General features: G+C 70.6%; 18 protein-coding genes. 7 read left to right on the top strand and 11 right to left on the bottom strand.

The window, feature by feature from the left end; translation table 11 throughout:
• Together D3H34_RS29800 and D3H34_RS29795 are read left to right on the top strand one after the other, a co-directional pair.
• Positions 1 to 1,380: ABC transporter substrate-binding protein (locus D3H34_RS29800; protein ID WP_147400514.1), on the top strand; the 1,380-nt coding region annotated here is incomplete at its 5' end.
• A gap of 8 nt (positions 1,381 to 1,388) precedes the next feature.
• Positions 1,389 to 2,801, top strand: a complete 1,413-nt coding sequence (locus D3H34_RS29795; RefSeq protein ID WP_286186449.1) for an amidase — start codon at positions 1,389 to 1,391, stop codon at positions 2,799 to 2,801.
• A 29-nt stretch (positions 2,802 to 2,830) separates the two neighbouring features.
• Here D3H34_RS29795 and D3H34_RS29790 read toward each other — a convergent pair whose 3' ends face one another.
• Positions 2,831 to 3,697, bottom strand: coding sequence for a LysR family transcriptional regulator (locus D3H34_RS29790; RefSeq protein WP_119558351.1), 867 nt, complete (start codon positions 3,695 to 3,697; stop codon positions 2,831 to 2,833).
• A gap of 122 nt (positions 3,698 to 3,819) precedes the next feature.
• On the opposite strand from D3H34_RS29790, the gene D3H34_RS29785 reads away from it, so the two are divergent.
• The 3 genes from D3H34_RS29785 to D3H34_RS29775 all read left to right on the top strand — a co-directional run bounded on the left by D3H34_RS29785 (position 3,820) and on the right by D3H34_RS29775 (position 7,331).
• The gene (locus D3H34_RS29785) at positions 3,820 to 4,218 is read left to right on the top strand and encodes a tautomerase family protein (RefSeq protein WP_119558349.1); all 399 of its coding nucleotides are present in this window, start codon (positions 3,820 to 3,822) and stop codon (positions 4,216 to 4,218) included.
• 40 nt (positions 4,219 to 4,258) lie between these two features.
• The gene (locus tag D3H34_RS29780; protein WP_119558347.1) at positions 4,259 to 5,620 is read left to right on the top strand and encodes a tetratricopeptide repeat protein; all 1,362 of its coding nucleotides are present in this window, start codon (positions 4,259 to 4,261) and stop codon (positions 5,618 to 5,620) included.
• Between the two features lie 112 nt (positions 5,621 to 5,732).
• A complete protein-coding gene (locus D3H34_RS29775) occupies positions 5,733 to 7,331 on the top strand; it encodes an N-acyl-D-amino-acid deacylase family protein (RefSeq protein WP_119558345.1) in 1,599 nt (532 codons plus the stop codon).
• A gap of 15 nt (positions 7,332 to 7,346) precedes the next feature.
• On the opposite strand, the gene D3H34_RS29770 is transcribed toward D3H34_RS29775, so the two are convergent.
• The gene (locus D3H34_RS29770; RefSeq protein ID WP_119558344.1) at positions 7,347 to 8,042 is read right to left on the bottom strand and encodes a histidine phosphatase family protein; all 696 of its coding nucleotides are present in this window, start codon (positions 8,040 to 8,042) and stop codon (positions 7,347 to 7,349) included.
• A 118-nt stretch (positions 8,043 to 8,160) separates the two neighbouring features.
• Here D3H34_RS29770 and D3H34_RS29765 point away from each other — a divergent pair, with 118 nt between their 5' ends.
• Positions 8,161 to 8,871 carry an alpha/beta fold hydrolase gene (locus tag D3H34_RS29765; protein ID WP_119558342.1) on the top strand — a complete coding sequence of 237 codons (711 nt, stop codon included), beginning with the start codon at positions 8,161 to 8,163 and terminating at the stop codon, positions 8,869 to 8,871.
• 18 nt (positions 8,872 to 8,889) lie between these two features.
• Here the strand turns inward: D3H34_RS29765 and pcp are convergent, their stop codons facing one another.
• Genes pcp through D3H34_RS29730 form a run of 7 tightly spaced genes read right to left on the bottom strand, consistent with a single transcriptional unit; the run spans position 8,890 to position 13,944 of the window.
• Positions 8,890 to 9,561, bottom strand: coding sequence for a pyroglutamyl-peptidase I (pcp, locus tag D3H34_RS29760; protein WP_119558340.1), 672 nt, complete (start codon positions 9,559 to 9,561; stop codon positions 8,890 to 8,892).
• A gap of 14 nt (positions 9,562 to 9,575) precedes the next feature.
• Positions 9,576 to 10,316 carry a 5-oxoprolinase subunit PxpA gene (gene pxpA, locus D3H34_RS29755; protein WP_119558338.1) on the bottom strand — a complete coding sequence of 247 codons (741 nt, stop codon included), beginning with the start codon at positions 10,314 to 10,316 and terminating at the stop codon, positions 9,576 to 9,578.
• Between the two features lie 57 nt (positions 10,317 to 10,373).
• Positions 10,374 to 11,372, bottom strand: a complete 999-nt coding sequence (locus D3H34_RS29750) for a 5-oxoprolinase subunit C family protein (protein WP_119558336.1) — start codon at positions 11,370 to 11,372, stop codon at positions 10,374 to 10,376.
• The gene (pxpB, locus tag D3H34_RS29745) at positions 11,369 to 12,016 is read right to left on the bottom strand and encodes a 5-oxoprolinase subunit PxpB (RefSeq protein ID WP_119558355.1); all 648 of its coding nucleotides are present in this window, start codon (positions 12,014 to 12,016) and stop codon (positions 11,369 to 11,371) included. Before pxpB ends, D3H34_RS29750 begins: the two co-directional genes overlap by 4 nt.
• Before the next feature lie 40 nt (positions 12,017 to 12,056).
• Positions 12,057 to 12,560, bottom strand: coding sequence for a pantetheine-phosphate adenylyltransferase (coaD, locus tag D3H34_RS29740; RefSeq protein WP_062481439.1), 504 nt, complete (start codon positions 12,558 to 12,560; stop codon positions 12,057 to 12,059).
• A gap of 43 nt (positions 12,561 to 12,603) precedes the next feature.
• Positions 12,604 to 13,269 (bottom strand): RsmD family RNA methyltransferase, encoded by a 666-nt coding sequence (locus D3H34_RS29735; RefSeq protein WP_119558334.1) that lies wholly within the window; start codon positions 13,267 to 13,269, stop codon positions 12,604 to 12,606.
• A 39-nt stretch (positions 13,270 to 13,308) separates the two neighbouring features.
• Positions 13,309 to 13,944 carry a LysE/ArgO family amino acid transporter gene (locus D3H34_RS29730; RefSeq protein WP_119558332.1) on the bottom strand — a complete coding sequence of 212 codons (636 nt, stop codon included), beginning with the start codon at positions 13,942 to 13,944 and terminating at the stop codon, positions 13,309 to 13,311.
• A 79-nt stretch (positions 13,945 to 14,023) separates the two neighbouring features.
• Between D3H34_RS29730 and D3H34_RS29725 the strand changes: the two genes are divergently transcribed.
• Positions 14,024 to 14,935 (top strand): LysR family transcriptional regulator ArgP, encoded by a 912-nt coding sequence (locus D3H34_RS29725; RefSeq protein WP_119558330.1) that lies wholly within the window; start codon positions 14,024 to 14,026, stop codon positions 14,933 to 14,935.
• Positions 14,936 to 14,949: 14 nt separating this feature from the next.
• On the opposite strand, the gene D3H34_RS29720 is transcribed toward D3H34_RS29725, so the two are convergent.
• Together D3H34_RS29720 and D3H34_RS29715 are read right to left on the bottom strand one after the other, a co-directional pair.
• Positions 14,950 to 16,308, bottom strand: coding sequence for a M16 family metallopeptidase (locus D3H34_RS29720; RefSeq protein ID WP_119558329.1), 1,359 nt, complete (start codon positions 16,306 to 16,308; stop codon positions 14,950 to 14,952).
• Between the two features lie 15 nt (positions 16,309 to 16,323).
• Positions 16,324 to 17,601: M16 family metallopeptidase (locus tag D3H34_RS29715; protein ID WP_147400513.1), on the bottom strand; the 1,278-nt coding region annotated here is incomplete at its 5' end.

Genomic DNA, 17,601 nt, shown 5'->3' with positions numbered 1-17,601 from the left:
GCCCTGGAGCCGCCGGGCCTGGACCCGACCACCGGCGCCGCCGCCGCCATCGCCGAAGTGGTGCAGTACAACATCCTGGAAACGCTGACCAAGATCAACGTCGACGGCAGCGTCACGCCGCTGCTGGCCGAGAGCTGGGAAATCTCGCCCGACCTGAAAACCTACACCTTCAAGCTGCGCAAGGGCGTGAAGTTCCAGAACGGCGAGCCCTTCAACGCGTCCACCGTCAAGTTCGCGTTCGACCGCGCCGGCGGCGAGAAGAGCACCAACAAGGACAAGCGCACCTTCGCCAACCTCTCCACGCAGGTGGTGGACGAGCACACGGTCGTGATCATCAACAAGGAGATCGACCCCGACCTGCCCTTCGTGCTGGGCCAGGCCACGGCCGCGATCGTCGAACCCAAGAGCGCCGATGGCAACGCCACCAAGCCGATCGGCACCGGCCCCTACAAGCTGGACAACTGGGCCAAGGGCTCGTCGATCACGCTGAGCAAGTGGGAGGGCTTCCGCGCGCCGGCCGTCGCGAAGATCAACAAGGTCACCTTCCGCTTCATCTCCGACACCGCCGCGCAAGCCGCAGCCGTGCTCTCGGGCGACGTCGACGTGTTCACGCGCATCGGCACACGCGCCGTGCCGCAGTTCCGCAACAACCCGCAGTACCAGACCATCCTGGCGGGCTCGCGCGCCAAGACCATCCTTTCGATCAACAACAAGAAGAAGCCACTCGATGACGTGCGCGTGCGCCGCGCGATCCTCGCGGCCATCGACCGCAAGGCCTTCATCGAGGGTGCGGCCGACGGACTGGGCGTGCCGATCGGCAGCCACTACGTGCCGGGCGCGGCGGGCTATGTCGACACCACCGGCATCAACCCCTTCGACATCGAGAAGGCCAAGAAACTGCTGGCCGAAGCCGGTGTGAAGACGCCGCTCGAACTGCGCATGACCCTGCCCCCGCCGCCGTATGCGCGCCAGGGCGGCGAAGTCATCGTGGCCCAGCTCGCCAAGATCGGCATCAACGTGAAGATCCAGAACGTCGAGTGGGCGCAGTGGCTCAGCGGCACCTACACCAACAAGGACTACGACCTGTCGATCATTTCGCACGTCGAACCCTTCGACCTGGGCAACTACGCCAAGCCCGACTACTACTGGGGCTACCAGTCGAAGGCCTTCGACGCGCTGTTCGACAAGATCAAGTCCACCGGTAACGCGGCCGAGCGCAACAAGCTGCTGGGCGAGGCGCAGAAGCTGCTGGCCACCGACGCGGCCAACGGCTTCCTCTACCAGCCGCAGTTCCCGACCGTGGCGAAGAAGAACGTGAAGGGCCTCTGGAAGGAAAACCCGATCTTCGTGAACGACCTGTCGGCCCTGTCGTGGGGATGAGCGGCGCAGTGTCCGACTTCTCTTCCTCGTCTTCGTTGAGCGACCTGTCGGCGCAGGAGCTGTCCGCGGCCTACCGCGAGAAGCGCCTGTCGCCGGTCGAGGTGACGCGCGCCGTCATCGCGCGCATCGAGCACTGCGAGCCCCGGCTGCAGGCCACGTGGCTGTTCCGGCCCGAGGCCGCGCTGGAGCAGGCGCGCGCCTCGGAACAGCGCTGGCAGCGTGGCGACGCGCGCGGCCCCCTCGACGGCGTGCCGACCACCATCAAGGAAAACATCGCCACGCGCGGTGACCCGCTGCCCGCGGGCACCGCCGCCGTCGACCTGATGCCCGCCGCTGCCGATGCCCCGCCGGCCGCGCGACTGAAGGAAGCCGGCGCGGTCATCGTCAGCAAGACCACCATGCCCGACTACGGCATGCTGTCGTCGGGGCTGTCGAGCTTCCACACGCTCGCGCGCAACCCCTGGGACCTGAGCCGCACGCCGGGCGGTTCCAGCGCCGGCGCCGGCGCCGCAGCCGCTGCAGGCTACGGCCCACTGCACCTGGGCACCGACATCGGCGGCTCGCTGCGCCTGCCCGCGAGCTGGTGCGGCATCTTCACACTCAAGCCCAGCCTGGGGCGCATCCCAATCGATCCGCCGTACATGGGCCGCGCCGCCGGCCCCATGACACGCACCGTCGGCGACGCCGCGCTCATGATGCAGGCGCTGGCCCGGCCCGACGCGCGCGACAGCATGAGTCTGCCCGCGCAGGACATCAACTGGGCCGCGTTCGACGTCGCGCCCGACCATCTGCGCGGCCTACGCATCGGGCTCCTGCTCGACGCCGGCTGCGGCCTCGCGGTCGAGCCCGAGATCCAGGCCGCAGTCGAGCAGGCGGCGCGCCTGTTCGAGAAGGCCGGCGCCACGGTCGAGCCGATGCAGCCCTTCATGTCGCAGGCCCTGCTCGACGGCATGGACCACCTGTGGCGCATGCGCTCGCTCGTGGACATGAAGGCCCTGCGCGCCGACCAGCGCGCCAAGGTGCTGCCCTACATCCGCGAATGGGCCGAGAGCGCCGCCGAGTTCAGCGGCGAGCATGTGTTCCGCAGCTTCAGCCAGTTCCACGCAACACGCGTGGTGACGGTGACCGCGTGCGCGCGCTTCGACTACGTGATCTCGCCGGTGTCGCCCAACATGCCGGCGGCGGCCGAGGCGCCCTCGCCCACCAACGACCCGCTGCGGCCGCTGGAACACATCGGCTTCACCGTGCCGTTCAACATGTCGGAGCAGCCGGCGGCGTCAGTGAACTGCGGGTACGCGGCCGGCGGCTTGCCGATCGGGCTGCAGATCGCAGGGCAACGCTTCGACGATCTCGGTGTGCTGCGCGTGGCGCGTGCGTTCGAGCAGATCCGGGAAGTGCAGCGGCCCTGGCCGCAGGTCTGAGAAGGTGTGAGCGCCTGGCCTGAAGCGTTTCAGGCCAGCTGCAACGACAGCATCTCCCGCGCCCGCGTCACGAACGCGGTCTCGCCGCGCCGCGCGGGCAACCACTGAAACGCCACGCGCGGCAGCGCCGGCAGTCCATGCGGCGGCGCCAGCCGCGCGATGCCCTCGCCGATCGCCGATTCGTTGAGGCAGGCCACGCCCAGGCCCGCGGCCAGAGCCGATTGCAGGCCCGCCACCCCTGATCCCACGTGCGCCAGCACGTAGGGCACACGCCGACGACGCAGCAAGGCCACGGTGAACTGGTGCAGCGAACAGGTGTCGGGCAGCGCCACCAGCCGCAAGGGCTCGCCGCGCACGAAGCGCAGGCCGGTCGCGCCGAGCCAGGCCAGCGATTCGCGCCGCAGCACGGCACCGCTGCCGGTGGCTGCCGCCGCACTCGCGCCCGCGATGTTCATGGCCAGCGCCACGTCGAAGTCACCGTGGCTGTAGGCGGTGCGCAGCGCATCGCTCTTCAGGATGGTCACATGTAGCCGCACCTGCGGATAGCGTTCGCCGAGCCGGCCCAGCAGGCGGGTGAGGTCACCGGGGCGGAAGTAGTCGGTCACGGCCAGGCGCAGTTCGCCCTGCAGGCTTTCGCCGCGCAGGTCGCGAAAGGCTTCGTCGCTCAGCGCGAGGAGGCGCCGTGCATGCGCCAGCAACCGCATGCCCGCCTCGGTGGGCGCGACGCCGGCCTTGCTGCGGGTGAGCAGCGACTGGCCGGCGCGCTCCTCGAGCTTGCGGATCTGCTCGCTCACCGAGGACTGCGACAGGTACACGCGCGGCGCCGCGGCCGTGAGGCTGCCGGCGTCTGCCACGGCCACCAGGGTGCGCAACTGTTCGAGGTCGAAGCCTTGCATGGGAATTCATCCATTCGCTGATCCGATGGATTTCATCATATCTTCCCGCTTTTCCGATGGCGAGGCCGATCCCACAATCACCCCATCGACCACCCGTTCTTCACCCCCCAAAGGAGTTCACCATGCCTCACATCGTCGTTCACCTCTCCGGCCAGCCTGATGCCGCCCTCACCCACACGACCGTCAACACGGTCGCCGAACTCACGCAGAGCGTGCTCGGCAAGGCGCTGCCGGTCATCGCCGTCACAGTGCAGTACATCGCCGCCGACAGCTGGTTCATCGGCGGGAAGTCGCTGGCCGAACTCGGCAAGTCAGCCTTCCATCTCGACATCAGCATCACCGACGAGACCAACACCAAGTCCGAGAAGGCGCGCTACCTGCGCGAGGTGCATGCGGCCATGGCAGCGCTGCGGCCCGACCTGCACGAGGTCTCGTACATCCACGTGATCGATGCGCGCGGCGCGGCCTACGGCTACGGCGGCAAGACGCAGGAATACCGCCACCAGCAAGCGGGTGTCTGAGAAGACTTGTCAGACAGCGAGGGCATGGCACCATGCCGCCATGCCCTCCCACGGAACCCCGCACACCGCCGACGGCCTCGGCAACCCGCTCACGCTCGACGACGCTGCCAGCCTCGCACTGGTCGACGACTTCGTCATGGGCTTTCTCTCGACCGAGGCGCGCGCCGTGAACCTGCTGGCGCTGGCCGAGCACGATGCCAGCCCGATCGTGCAGGCCTACTGCGCCACGCTGCACCTGTTCGCCGAATCGCGCGAGGCCGCAGCCAATGCCCAGCCCTTCCTCGCCAAAGCCCATGCCGGCGCCGACCGCGCCACGCCGCGCGAGCAACGCTACATCGCCGCCGTCCAGGCCTGGGCCGAGGGCGACATCGCACGCGCCATCGCGCTGCATGCCGAGCAGGCGCGCGAGCATCCGCGCGACCTGGTATCGGTGAAGCTGGGCCAGTACCACTGCTTCAACACCGGCGACTGCCCCGGCATGCTGCGGCTCGCGCTCGCGGCACTGCCGGCCGCGGCCGAGGTGCCCTACGTGCACGGCATGGCCGCCTTCGGCTACGAACAATGCCACCTGCTGCGCGAAGCCGAAACCAGCGCACGGCGTGCGATCGGCCTGTGCCGCAAGGAGCCCTGGGCGCACCATGCGCTGGCGCACGTGATGCTCACCGAAGGCCGGCTGGCCGAAGGGTTGGCCTTCATGCAGAGCGTGAGCGACACCTGGACCGGGCTCAACTCCTTCATGGTCACGCACAACTGGTGGCACGTGGCGTTGTTCCTGATCGACCTGGGCCGCGACGCCGAGGCGCTCGCGGTGTACGACGAGCACGCCTGGGGCGTGGTGAAGGACTATTCGCAGGACCAGATCGGCGCGGTGTCATTGCTCGCGCGGCTGGAACTCGCGGGCATCGACGTGGGCGAGCGCTGGGACGACGTGGCGAACCATCTGCGGCAGCGTCAGGCCGACCACGTGCTGCCCTTTCTCGACCTGCAGTACCTCTACGGCCTCGCGCGCGCCGGCCGGCCCGAGGCCGAAGTGCTGCTGCACAACATCGAGGCCTTCGCACCCGTCGCGCCGGCGTCCACGCGCGCCGCCTGGCAGCGCGTGTGCGTGCCGGCCGCGCGCGGCCTCGTGGCTCATGCACGCGGCGATGTGGCGGGCGCGGTCGAAGGGCTGGGCATCGCACTGCCGCGCATGATCGAGATCGGCGGCAGCCATGCGCAACGCGATCTGTTCGAGCAGCTGTATCTCGATGCGCTGGTGCGCACGGGCACCGAGGCTGCGCTCGCAGGTGCGCAAGGTTTGCTGCAGCAGCAGCTCAACGGCCAGCCCGAATCGCTGCGGCTGCGGCGACAGGCCGATGCGGTCTACGCACGGCTGGGACTCGGGCAGCTCACCAGGGCGTGAGCGCTTCGCCACCCATGCCTTCCAGTCATGGGGCGTGGCACAAAAGGAATTAACGGCCACGCGGGAGCGACTCCTAAACTGGCCGCTCCTCCCGCTCTCCTCCTGTTCGCCCATGCAGCGCTCCCTCGTCACGCTGGCCGTTCTCGCGGCCCTCGCCTCGCCCTTCCACACCACGGCCACAGCCGCTGAAGCCCCGGTCGAACTCGACCTGCTGCTGCGCGGCGGCACCGTCTACACGGGCGACAGCGACACGCCCGTGGTCGGCGACGTCGGCATCGCGGGCGACCGCATCGTGTTCGCGGGCCGCGCCATGCCCGCGCAGTTCCGCGCGCGGCGCACCATCGACGCCACCGGCCTCGTGGTGGCGCCCGGCTTCATCGACGCCCACACGCACGCCGACGCCGACCTGCTCTCGAACGACGCACGCAAGCGCCTGAACATCCCGTTCCTCACGCAGGGCGTGACCACGGCCGTGATCGGCAACGACGGCTTCGGCGGCTACGACATCGCGGCACAGACACAGAAGCTGCGCGCCGTGCCGGTCGGCACCAACGTCGCGATGTACGCGGGCTTCGGGCCGCTGCGCATCAGCCAGCTCGGCGAGGCCAACCGCGCCCCCACGCCCGCGCAGATGAACGCCATGAAGCAGCACCTAGGCCGCGCGATGTGCGACGGCGCGCTCGGGCTGTCCACCGGCCTGTTCTACCCGCCGCAGAACTTCTCGAAGACCGAGGAAGTCATCGAGCTCGCGAAGGTGGCGGCCGCGCACGGCGGCCTGTACGACAGCCACATCCGCGACGAGGCCATGTACAACGTCGGCCTGAAGGGTTCGATCGACGAGGTGATCCGCATCGGCCACGAGGCGAAACTGCCGGTGCATGTGGCGCACATCAAGGCGCTGGGCGTAGCCGTGCAGGGCCAGAGCGGCGACATCATCCGGCGCATCGAGAAGGAGCGCGCCGCGGGCCTGGACATCACGGCCGACCACTACCCCTGGACCGCGTCGAGCACGCGCTTCTCGGCCGCGCTGCTGCCGCCCTGGGCCAACGAAGGCGGCCGCGCCGCGACGCTGCAGCGCTTCGACGATGCGGCGCAGCAGGAGCGCCTGCGCAAGGACATGCGCGAGAACCTGCGCCTGCGCGGCGGGCCCGAGGCCATCCTGTTCTCGGCCGGCAGCACGAAGTACGTGGGCAAGACGCTGGCCGACGTGGCCAAGGCCTCGAACGCCGACCCGGTCGACGCCGCCATTGCCGTGCTGCGCGACGGCGACCTGATGATCGCCTCGTTCAACATGAGCGACGACGACGTGCGCGCCTTCATGAAGCGGCCCTGGGTCATGACCTCGTCCGACTCGTCGCTGGGCCATCCGCGCGCCTACGGCACCTTCGCGCGCAAGTACGACCAGTACGTAGCGAAGGAGCGCGCGATCTCGCTGGCGCAGTTCATCCGCAGCAGCACCTCGCTCACGGCCGACACGCTGGGCCTCGTGCAGCGCGGCCACCTGCGCCCCGGCTACCACGCCGACGTGGTGGTGTTCGACCCGAAGCGCTTCGCGGCCAAGGCCACCTACACGCAGCCCACGCTGCTGTCCGAAGGTGTGGTCACGGTGCTGGTGAACGGCCGCCTCGCGGTGGACGGCGGCCAGCCCACGGGCGTGGGCGCCGGCGTGCCGTTGCTGCGTACGCCGAAGCCGGGCAGTTGCCCGGCCTGAACCGAACCGAAGAGATCAGTCTTTCCTGAGGTGCCGCCGCTGGTCGTAGGTCGGCTGCGGCGGCAGGTCGGCCAGGTGGCGCGTGTCGGCCCACTCGACGATCTCGATGGCGTCCGGCGCGGCCGGGTCGGCAATGCGGATGCGGTTGAAGCCCGCATTGGGAATCTCGCTCTGGCGCGGCCCGCTGAGGCTCAGCCCGCGCGCGGTGCGCCACACCATGTCGAGCACGCCGCCGTGCGTGACGACGATCAGGCGCTGGCCGCGGTGCGCGGCGGCGACGGTGCCGAGCGCGGCGATCACGCGCGCATGGAACTCGCGCGCGCTCTCGCCCTGCGGCATGGCGTGGTCTTCGCGGAACTCCAGCCACTCTTCCCAGGCGCGCGGATGCTGGCTCTGGATCTCGTCGGCTCGCATGCCCTCGACCACGCCGAAGTGCTGCTCGCGCAGCGCCACCGAGGTCACGACCTGCAGCGCGAGCTGCTGCGCCGCGGGCGCCGCGGTCTGCTGGGCGCGCATGAGGTCGCTGCTGATGAGGTGCTGTGCCGTCTCGCCCGCGAGCCGCAAGCCGAGGCGGCGGGCCTGCTCGTGGCCGATGTCGTTGAGCGGGACGTCCGCGTGGCCCTGGAAGCGCAGCTCGCGGTTCCAGGCGGTTTCGCCGTGGCGGATCAGGATGAGGTCGGTGGGGGCGGAGTCGGGGGTGGTGGTGGACATTGCATGCATTGTCCACCGTGCGCATGACACCGGCTCTTCGTGCCAACCCGCTGTTGCAGGGTCGCCACCGCGGCGCACGGGTAGCGGCGGCCGCATGCGATCGCGCAGAATCGGCCCCATGCCCCATCTTGTCCTGCTGCCCGGCCTCGCCTGCGACGAACGTCTCTGGGAGGCCCAACTGCCCGCACTTCCCGTCGCTTTCAAGGCCCGCGTGAGCGACGTCCAGACCCGCCACGACACCATCGAAGGCATGGCCGGCGCCGTGCTGCGCGAACACGACGGCCCGCTGGTGCTGTGCGGCGCGTCGATGGGCGGCATGGTCGCCATGGAAGCGGCCCGCCAGGCGCCCGAACGCATCGCCGGGCTGATGCTGCTGGGCACCAGCGCACGGCCCGAGACGCCCGACATGTTCGAACTGCGCGAAGGCGCCATCGAGTGTTTCGAGCGCGGCGAGGTGCGCGAGATCATCGAGCCCAACGTCGCCTTCGCCTTCCACCCCGCGCAGGCCGCCAACCCGACGCTGGTGCAACGCTACCTCGACATCGTGCTCGGCGCCGGCGCGGCCCAGCTCATCCGCCAGAACCACGCCGTGATGCGCCGCCCCGATGCGCGCACGCACCTGGCCTCGCTGCGCGTTCCGGTGCTACTGATGTGCGGCGACGACGACCGCCTCGCGCCACCCGAATGCACCCGCGAGATGGCGGCGCTGCTGCCGCGTGCCCAGGTGGTGTGGGTGCCGCAATGCGGCCACATGCTGACGATGGAGAAGCCGGCCCTCGTCAACGCAGCGCTCAACGCCTGGCTGGGCAAGCACTTCCCGGCCGCTTAGGCGCAGCCGCGCACACGGTCAGTGCAGCTGGCCGCCGGTTTCCGCCACGTCGTGCTTCACGGCGAGCGCCGTCTTCACGGTGATGCGCAACGCATCGACCAGCGTCTCGAGCGACATGCTCGGCGCGCCCGGAAAGCGCGCCGCCTGCGCGGGCAGGTAGGGAATGTGGATGAAGCCGCCACGCGCGCCTGCCGCCGACGGATGCGTCGCGAGGCGATGCATCAGCCCGTAGAAGAGGTGGTTGCACACGAAGGTGCCCGCGCTGTTCGACACAGAAGCCGGCACGCCACCCGCACGCAACTCGCGCACGATCGCCTTCACGGGCAAGGTCGAGAAATAGGCGGTGGGCGCGCCGGGCACCACCGGCACGTCGATCGGCTGGCGGCCATGGTTGTCGGGCACGCGGGCGTCGTCGACGTTGATGGCGATGCGCTCCGGCGTGAACTCGGCGCGGCCACCGGCCTGGCCGATGCACACGACCAGCACTGGCTGGAGCTCGTCCATCACACGATCGAGCGCGTCGAGTGCATCGCCGAAGACGCAGGGCACCAGCCGCGCATGCACCGTGGCGCGGCCGCATTTCCAGCCGTCGAGCGCGCGCACCGCCTCCCACGACGGATTGAGCAACTCCTGTTCGAAAGGCTCGAAGCCCGTCAGCAGGACGGTGGGGGAAGCACGCTTCGCCGGCATCGCGTCGCCTGCGTTCAGGCCATCGCGCGCACGGCGATGCCTTCCTGCTGCAGCCGTTCGCGGATGCGCCGCGCGAAAGCCAGCGCATGCGCGCCGTCGCCGTGCAGGCACACGCTCTGGGCATTGACGGGCACGGTGCTGCCGTCAATGGCGACCACGCGGTGGTCGCGCACCAGGGACAGCGTCTGCGCGAGCGATTGCTCCTCGCTCTCGATGAGCGCGCCGGGCTGGCTGCGCGGCACGAGGCTGCCGTCGGGCATGTAGCCGCGGTCGGCGAACACCTCCTCGACAGGCTGCAGGCCGGCGCGGCGCGCCGCGTCGATCATGTTGCTGCCCGCGAGGCCGAAGAACTTGAGCGAAGGGTCGAAGCGGCGCACCGCCTCGCACAGCGCCTCGGCCAATTCGGGTTCTTTCACCGCCTGGTTGTAGAGCTGGCCGTGCGGCTTCACGTGCGCAAGCCGGCCGCCCTCGGCCTTGACGATCGCGGCCAGCGCGCCGACCTGGTAGAGCACGTTCGCCACGATCTCCTCGGGCGGCAGGTGCATGGTGCTGCGGCCGAAATTCTCGCGATCGGGAAAGCTCGGATGCGCGCCGATCGCCACACCATGCGCCATGGCCCAGCGCACGCACTGCTGCATGGTCTTCGCGTCGCCGGCGTGCCAGCCGCAGGCGATGTTGGCGGAACTCACAAGGCCGAGCAGCGCTTCGTCGCTGCCGGCGCCTTCGCCGAGGTCGGCGTTCAGGTCGATCTGCATGGGATGTTCTCCGTCTCGTCTCGTGGGCAGGTGGGAACGACCTGCGACACCCACAGTCTAGGCCGCGCCGGGCCAGCCCGCAGCGGCGAGCCCCTGCGCCACCTGCGCCAGGTAGCGCTGCTGCCCGGCCCAGGCCTCGAGCGCATGCGGCAGGTCGGTGCGCACCAGGCGCAACCGGCCACCCAGCGGCGCCTGCGCGAGCTTCCACAGATCGGCACGGATCACCACGCCGATGCGCGGGTAGCCGCCGGTGGTCTGCGCGTCGCCCATCAGGATGATCGGTTGGCCCGACGGCGGGACCTGGATGGTGCCGGGAATCACGCCCGACGACAGCATGTCACCGCCCGCCTTGCGGTGCAGCTCGGCGCCGGCAAGCCGGCTGCCCATGCGGTTGCTCTGCGGCGTGATGCGCCAGCGCTCGTTCCACAGCAGCGCCTGCGCGTCCGGTGTGAACAGCTCGAATTCGGGACCGGGCAGCACGCGCAGCACGAGCGCGCCGTCGGGCTCTGCCACGCCCCAGTCGGGCGCGCGCAGGCCGAAAGGCCGACGCGCCGTTCGTTCGGCATCGAGGCGCGAAGCCCCCAGCGCGAGCCGGTCGCCCTTGCGCAGCGCTCGGCCTTCGTGTCCGCCGAAGCCGGCCTTGAGGTCGGTGCTGCGCGAGCCGAGCACGGGCGCCGCGTCGATGCCGCCGGCCACCGCGAGCCAGCTGCGCAGGCCGGCCTTCGCCGCGCCGGGCGCGTTGGCGCCAGCGAGCCGCAGCGTCTGGCCGGCGCGCACCGGCACGCTCCAGCAGGGCCACAGCGGCACGCCGTCGAGCGTGGCGCCGAAGTCGTCGCCGGTGAGCGCGATGCGGGTGTCGGTCTCGAACTGCAGCTCGCAGCCGCCCATGGTGAGCTCGATGCCCGCCGCCGCGTCGGCGTTGCCGACCAGCCGGTTCGCCAGCGTGAGCGCGAGCATGTCGAGCGCACCGCCTGGGCAGATGCCGAGCTGACGCAGGCCGGGCCGCCCGAGGTCCTGCACCGAGGCATGCACGCCCGGTTTGCGCACGAGGATCATGTCTGCAGGCTTTCGACGACGAAGCGCACGCGGTCGCCCGGGCGCAGGAGCGTGGGCGACTCGGCGGAGGGATCGAACAGTTCGAGCGGCGTGCGGCCGATGAGCTGCCAGCCGCCCGGCGACACCAGCGGGTAGATGCCGGTCTGCTCGCCGCCGATGCCGACCGAGCGCGCGGGCACGGCGGTGCGCGGTTCGGTGCGTCGCGGTGTCGCGAGTTCGGGTGGCAGCCCGCCCATGAAGGCAAAGCCCGGCAGGAAACCGAGCAGGTAGACCACGTAGTCGCCGCCGCTGTGACGACGCACCACCTCGGCCGCCGACAGCCCGGTGTGAGCCGCCACGTCGGCGAGGTCGGGGCCATGCTCGCCGCCGTAGGCCACGGGAATCTCGATGCGCCGCCCCTCGGCGGCATGGGCCGAGAGCCCCGGCCAGGCCTCGAGCACGCGCGCCGCGAGCTCCTCGAACGCCACGGCGGTCGGGTCGAAGGTCAGCGTGAGGTTGTTCATGCCCGGCAACGCCTCGCCGACGCCGGGCCAGGCCAGCACCTCGGCGGCCAGCGCCCAGATGCGCTGCTGCTGCGCCAGCGTGGCCGGCGCGGGCAGGTCGCACACCAGCGCCGCGTCGCCCAGCGGATGCAGGCGGGGCAAGGGAATGCCGCTCACCTCCGCACGAAGCCCGGGAGCGCGCTCATTCGCGGCCGAGGCTGCGGACTTTGGCTGTCAACTGCTGCTCGACGTTCGGCGAGACGAACTTGTTGACCTCGCCGCCGAGCATGGCGATCTCGCGCACGAAGGTGCTGGAGATGAACTGGTACTTGTCGCTGGGCGTCAGGAACACGGTCTCGACGTCGGGCATCAGCGAGCGGTTCATGCCCGCGAGCTGGAACTCGTAGTCGAAGTCGGTCACGGCGCGCAGACCGCGCACCATGGCCTTGCCGCCGCGCGCGACCACGAAGTCGCGCAGCAGGCCGGAAAAGCTCTCGACCGTGACCTGGTCGCTGTAGGGCTTCACCGCCTCGCGGGCCATGTCCATGCGCTCGGAGAGCGTGAACAGCGCCTTCTTGTGGTGGCCCGCCGCGACGGCGACGATCACCTTGGAGAAGAGTTGGGTTGCACGCCGCACCACGTCCTCGTGACCGAGGGTGATGGGGTCGAAAGTGCCGGGATAAACCGCGATCACGTTGCTGGCCATGGTTGCTTCTTCCTCATGCTGCCGGTGCGGCTTGTCCGGCGGATTATGCAGGCACGGACGCGGCGTGCCGCAGCAGATGGGCATGCACGGCGCCGGCCTTCAAATAGCGGAATTCGGCCAGGCCCAGCGCGGCGAGTTCTTCAACGGTCCAGCGGCGCGGCGCCTCGAGGTAGATGGCACCGTCGGGATGCAGCGCACGCGCAGCGGCGCGCAGGGCCGGCTCGTACAGCGCGAGAGTGTCGAAGGGCGGATCGAGAAACACCGCCTGCAGGCTGCCCGCCGCCGCGCGCTCGAGCGCGGTGACGCCGTTGCCGCGCTCCACGCGCACGGCGTCGGCCGAGAGCTTGGTCTTGGCGGTCTGCAACTGGGCGACCAGCGCGGCGTCCTGCTCGCACAGCAGCACGTTCGCCGCGCCGCGCGAGGCCGCCTCGAGGCCGAGCGCGCCGGTGCCCGCGAACGCGTCGATGCAGTGCCAGCCTGGCAGCGCCCCGCCGCCCACACCGGCCAGGCTCGCGAGCCAGTTGAACAGCGTTTCACGCACGCGATCGGGCGTGGGGCGCAGGCCGGGCTTGTCGGCCACGGCCAGGCGGGTGCGCTTCCACTCGCCGCCGATGATGCGCACCTCGCTGGGCCGCGAGGGGCGCTTGGCGGCGGGGGTGCGCGAGACGGGCGCGGCGGCGTTCTTCTTCTTCGAGGGCTTCTGGGGCATGCGGCGAGCTTAACGCCGTGGCCGGCCCACCTCGCCTCGTCAGTAGCCCATGAACGCGCGGCGGGCAAGAAAGGCCGCCAATACGAGCATGGTGCCGCCGATGAGCGCATCGAGCATCTGCCAGGCACGCGGGCGCGCAAACACCGGCGCGAGCAGCCGCGCACCGAAACCCAGCGCCGTGAACCACAGCACGCTGGCGAGCGTCGACCCGGCCACGAACCAGAGCTTGAGCGCGCCCGGGTACTGCGCCCCTGCACTGCCCACGAGCAGCACGGTGTCGAGGTAGACATGCGGGTTCAGCAACGTGAAGCCGGCGGCCTGGGCGACCACCGCGGCACGCGAGAGCGATGCGCCCTGCGACGCCGTCTGCAGCGCCCCCGGTTGGCGCGAGCGCCACAGCGCGCGCAGCCCGTAGCCGCAAAGAAAGGCCGCGCCGAAACCCGCAAGCAGCGTCGCCAGCATCGGCCGCCCCTTCAGCGCCTGTGCCATGCCGGCCACGCCCGCGGCGACCAGCACCGCGTCGCAGGCGGCGCAGAACAGCACCACCGCGCTCACGTGCTCGCGGCGCAAGCCCTGGCGCAGCACGTACGCGTTCTGGGCGCCGATGGCGACGATGAGCACCAGGCTCATGAAGAGCCCGTTGAGGAAGGCGGTGGAGGTGTGGACGGCGGTCATGGCCCGAGCTTGCCGTCCGCAGGGTGTTAAATCAAACTAAACTTTCTAACTTCAATTCAGTTTTACTTCATTCGCCACGATGCTCGACTACGCTGCCCTGCACGCCCTCGCCGCCGTGGTGCGCGAAGGCAGTTTCGAGCGCGCCGCCCGCGCGCTGCACGTCACGCCCTCGGCGGTGTCGCAGCGCGTGAAGCTGCTCGAGGAACGCACCGGCGGCGCGCTGCTGGTGCGCGGCCAGCCCTGCGTGGCGACCGAGGCCGGCCTGCAGCTGTGCCGGCATGTCGAGCGCGTGGGCATGCTGGAACACGAGCTGCGCGAAGCCCTGCCCGCGCTCGGCATGGGCAGCGGCGAGGCGCACGAGCGGGTCACGGTGCGGGTGGCGGTCAACGCCGACAGCCTCGCGACCTGGTTCATGGCCGGGGCCGCGGCCTTCGCCGCGCAGGCGCCGGAGGCTCTGCTCGACCTGACGGCCGACGACCAGGACCACACGGCCGAACGGCTGCGCAGCGGCGCCGTGTTGGCGGCCGTGACCGCGCTGGCCCAGCCGGTCACGGGCTGCAACAGCGAGGCGCTGGGCACGGTGCATTACGTGGCCGCCGCGAGCCCGGGTTTCGTGGAACGGTATTTCGCCAAGGACGTGGGGGCGCGCACGCTGGCCGCCGCGCCGAACCTGGTGTTCGACCGCAAGGACCGGCTGCAGGCGCGCTGGGTGCGCCGCATCTGCCACCGCAACGTGGAAACGCCGCGCCACTGGGTGCCTTCGCCCGCCGCCTTCGTCGAGGCGGCCTGCCGGGGCATCGGCTGGGGCATGCACCCGACCAGCATGGTCGCCGACGCGCTGCGGGGCGGCACGCTGGTGGAACTGGTGCCCGGCGCGACGCTGCCGGTGCCGTTGTACTGGCAGCATGCCCGCGCGGCGCCCCGCCTGCTGGAGCAACTCGGCGCCGCGGTGCGCGAGGCCGCGCGCAGCGGGCCGCACGCGCTGGCCTGAGCGCCTTCTTTCTTTTAGGGCGCGGCCTGCTTGCCGCCCACCACCACCGTCACCATGCGCTGCGGCTGCAGCTTGCGGCCGAACGCGGCCTTGATGTCGGCGGCCGTGACCGCGTTCATGCGCGCAGTCCAGGTGTCGAGGTAGTCCAGCGGCAGGTCGTACCAGGCGATGTTGGCAACGTTGCCGATCAGCTTGCGGTTGCTGTCCAGCAGCAGCGGGAAGCCGCCGATCAGGTTGTCCTTGGCGGCCTTCAACTCCTTCTCGGTCGGGCCTTCGGCCACGAACTTGGCGAGCACCTCGCGCGAGACCTGGGTCGCCGCCTCGGCCTGGTCGGGCCGGGTCTGGAAGCCGATGCGGAAGGCGCCCGCGTCGAGCCCCGGCGCGAAGCCGCTGTAGACGCTGTAGGCCAGGCCGCGCTTCTCGCGCACCTGTTCGGTCAGCCGCGAGACGAAGCCGCCGCCGCCGAGCACGTAGTTGCCGAGCGTGAGCGCGAAGTGGTCCGGGTCCTGGCGCGGGTAGCCGGGCTGGCCGATGAAGACGTGCGCCTGCGCCGAGTCGAAGGCAATGCGCTCGTCCTTCGGCGCCGTGAGCGCCACCACGGGCGCGATGGCCGGCAGCGGTGCACAGGTGGCGGGGTTGGGCAGGCGCGACAGCAGCGCGGTCGCCAGCGCCTCGGCCTCGGCGCGCGTGACCGCACCCACGATGCTGAGCTTGGCGCGGCACGGCTGAATCAGCTGCTCGTAGCGCTGGCGCATGGCGGCGGTGTCGATGCGCGCCAGCGTGGCCTCGGTCACTTCCTGGCCGTAGGGATGCGTGCCGTACACGGCCTGTGCGAACGCGCGACCGACGACGGTCGCGGGCTTGGTGTTGGCTTCCTTGATGGCGGCGTTGATGCGCTCGCGTTCGCGCGGCCAGATGTCGTCGGGGAACGACGGCTCGCCGATCTCGCGCGCGGCCAGCGCCACGGCCTTGTTCAGCAGCGCCGGATCGGACAACGTGCGCAGCGTGTAGCTGGTGCGGTCGGTGCCGGCGCTCACGTCGAAGCTCGCGCCCAGATCGGCCCAGGCCTCGCCCAGCGCGTTCTGGTCGAGCGCGGGCTCGCCGTTGCGGCCGGCGCGCACGCCCTTCTCGACCATCGCGGCGCTGGTGCTGGCCAGCCCGGCCTGCGCGGCCGGGTCGCGCCGGCTGCCGGCGTCGAAGTCGATCTGCACGTCGACGATCGGCAGCGCGTTGGTCGACACGAGGTACACCTTGGCGCCGTTGGCCAGCGTCCAGTGCTGGATGGGCAGCGCGGCCTGCGCACTGCCCATGCCGAACAGCGCGGTGATGCCCGCCAGCAGGGCGGTGCTTGCAATCTTCTTGAGGGTCTTCATGGAATCCGGTGCCTTTCAGCGCATCTCGCCAGCGGGGGCTGCAAAGCCGCGGCCGCGCTTGGGTTCGGACGGCAGGGGCCGCAGCGTGGCGACCGTGAGCTGGTCATCGCCGAAATACTTGGCGGCCACGGCCTGCACCTGCGCCGCCGTCACGGCCTGCAGCCGGGCGACGATGCGCTCGCTGGCGTCCAGCGGCAGGCCCTGGATCCAGTTGCTGCCGAGCTCGCGCGCCTGCGCCATCACCGAATCGCGCTTGTAGGTTTCGCTCGCCACCCACTGCGTCTTGACGCGGGCCAGCTCGGCCTCGCCGACACCGTCCTTGGCCACGCGCGCCACCTGCTCACGCAGCGCGGCCTCGACCGTCTCGGCGGTCTTGCCCGCCGCCGGCACGCCGTCGAGCATGAAAAGCTGCGGGCCGCGACCGACGAAGCCCGCGTACGCGCCGGCCGAATCGGCGACGCGGCCCGGGCCCTGCGTGAGCGCGCGGTCCAGCCGCGCGCCGGCGTAGCCGTCGAGCACGGCCGAGAGCACCACCAGCGCCCAGGCGTCGCTGTTCGCGTCGTCGACATTGGTGATCTGCGGCACGCGGAAGGCGAGCGACACGTACGCCTGCTCGGCCGGAGCCTTGAACTCGAGGCGACGGATGCCGCGCTGCGCGGGCTCGGTGCGCGGCTTGCGCTCCGGCACGGCACGCGCGGGGATGCTGCCGTAGTACTTCTCGGCCAGCGCACGCACGCGCGCCACGTCGACATCGCCGGCCACCACGAGCACGGCGTTGGCCGGCACGTACCAGCGCTGGAAGAAGGCACGCGCGTCGGCGGGCGTCATCGAATCGAGGTCGCTCATCCAGCCCACTACCGGGCGGCGGTAGGGCGAAGACGTGAAGACGGCGGCGTTCTGCTGCTCGCCGAGCAGGGCGCGCGGCTGGTCTTCGGTGCGCAGGCGGCGCTCTTCCTTGACCACCTCGATCTCGCGCTTGAACTCGTCGTCGGGCCACTGGTTGTTGGCGAAGCGGTCCGACTCGAGCTTCATCACCTGTTCGAGGCTGCCGACCGGGATCTGCTGGTAGTAGCCGGTGGCGTCGCGCATGGTGAAGGCGTTTTCCTGCCCGCCCAGCGCCGCCACGCGGCGCGAGAATTCGCCGGCCGGCACGGTCTTCGTGCCCTTGAACAGCATGTGCTCCAGCACGTGCGCCACGCCCGAGGTGCCGTCGACCTCGTCCATCGAACCGACCCGCACCCAGACCATCTGCACCGCGGTCGGCGAGCGCCGGTCGGGCTGCACGATCACGGT

The sequence above is a fragment of the Acidovorax cavernicola genome, assembly GCF_003581445.1.
Note: the sequence above shows the minus strand (reverse complement) of the source record. Positions and strands in the feature narration are given on the sequence as shown.